A 1,520-nucleotide genomic window follows, 5' to 3' on the forward strand; every position below is an offset into this window, starting at 1 on the left:
GGTGGGGGGTGGCCCGGGGAGCGGGTGGAGGTCAGGAGGCGCGGTGGGCTTGGATGGCGCGGCGTTTGGCGAGGCGGTGGGCGCGGCGGATCTCGGCTTCCTTGTAGCGGCGTTCGTCCTCGGCGGTCTCCGTGAGCACCGGCCGGACCGCCCGGGGCGCGCCGCCCACGTCCACCCCCACGAAGACGAGGTACGCGGTGGCCACCCGGACCGGTTCGTCCTCGGCCGAGTCCCACCGCTCGGCGACCACCGTCACGCCCACCTCCATCGAGGTGTTGCCGGTCCAGTTGACCTGGGCGTGGGCGTGCACCAGATCGCCCACCCGGACGGGTTCGGAGAAGACGATCTCGTCGATCGAGGCGGTCACCGCCGTGCCGCCGCTGTGCCGGGCCGCCGCCGCCCCGGCCACGTCGTCGACGAACTTCATCAACACCCCACCGTGCACGGTCCCGTACAGATTGACATCGACAGCGGTCATGATGCGACTCAGCGTGACCCGGGAGTACGACGTCGGCTTGCCGGCAGGGGTGGTGGGGTGCTCGGTCATGGCAGAAACGGTACGGTGCGCCAATGCGACATCTCTGGAGCTTCCTCGCCGGGTTGGTGGTGGCGCCCGTCACGTGGGTGTTGATCACTCTCGGGCAGGACGGGTCGGGCCGCACCGTGGACCGCTGGGTGGAGATCGGCACGTACAGCACGGCCAACCTGATCGAGCCGGCCGTCTACCTCGGCGTCGCCGGCATCCTGCTCGGCCTGGTCGGCACGCTGCGCACCTCGCCGGTCGGCCCGCTCGTCGCCGGGCTGCTGCTGGTCACCCCGTACGTCGGGATGTTCATCGCACCGTTCACCGTGCTCGACCGGATCCCGAGCGACTGGAAGGTGCTCGGTGACCCGCTGCCGCTGCGTCAGCCGGTGCAGGACGGCACCCTGTTCCTGATCGGCCTGCTGCTGCTGATGGCCGTGTTCAGCGCCCAGCGGTGGCGGCGCTGGCCGCAGCCGGCGACCGGCGCGGAACCGGCCCCGGCCGACGACGACACCCCGCCGCCGCCCAGTTTCACCACGAGCGACTGGCCGCCGCCCCCACCGGCCCGCAGCGAGCCGGACACCGCCCCGCTCACCCTGGGCTACCCCGATCTGGACACCCCCACCGAGCCGCTGCCCCGGCGGACCAGCAGCGAGTCGCCGTGGTCCGCGCCGCCGCGCTACGGCGCGAAGCCGGAGAACAGCACCGACAACCGTTGACGTCGCCGGGTGGGCCGGGCTGGAGCCGGCCCACCCGCACCCCGATGATCGCGGCCGGGTCGCTGTCAGGATGGCCCGGCTCCAGTCAGGCGCCGACCACCTGCGCGGCAGGCGTCCGCCACGGAGGAGTTACGCGTCCGCCCGTCAGTCCTTGAGGAGTTGGCGGGCCATGACGATGCGTTGGACCTGGTTGGTGCCTTCGTAGATTTGGGTGATCTTGGCGTCGCGCATCATGCGTTCGACGGGGTAGTCGCGGGTGTAGCCGTAGCCGCCGAGGA

Annotated in this window: 3 protein-coding genes; 1 reads left to right on the forward strand and 2 read right to left on the reverse strand. The window is 71.8% G+C overall.

The genetic code is table 11. The annotated features are described in order from the left end of the window. Nucleotides 1–31 precede the first annotated feature (31 nt). Nucleotides 32–547 (reverse strand): acyl-CoA thioesterase, encoded by a 516-nt coding sequence (locus ACOJTC_RS02715; RefSeq protein WP_420115604.1) that lies wholly within the window; start codon nucleotides 545–547, stop codon nucleotides 32–34. A gap of 23 nt (nucleotides 548–570) precedes the next feature. Between ACOJTC_RS02715 and ACOJTC_RS02720 the strand changes: the two genes are divergently transcribed. Next, nucleotides 571–1,242 (forward strand): hypothetical protein, encoded by a 672-nt coding sequence (locus ACOJTC_RS02720; RefSeq protein WP_420115605.1) that lies wholly within the window; start codon nucleotides 571–573, stop codon nucleotides 1,240–1,242. Nucleotides 1,243–1,386: 144 nt separating this feature from the next. On the opposite strand, the gene ACOJTC_RS02725 is transcribed toward ACOJTC_RS02720, so the two are convergent. After that, a partial coding sequence (locus ACOJTC_RS02725) for an acyl-CoA dehydrogenase family protein (protein ID WP_420115603.1) occupies nucleotides 1,387–1,520 on the reverse strand: 134 nt, incomplete at its 5' end.

The organism is Micromonospora sp., from assembly GCF_048594385.1.
GTDB classification, from domain to species: Bacteria; Actinomycetota; Actinomycetes; order Mycobacteriales; family Micromonosporaceae; genus Micromonospora; species Micromonospora wenchangensis.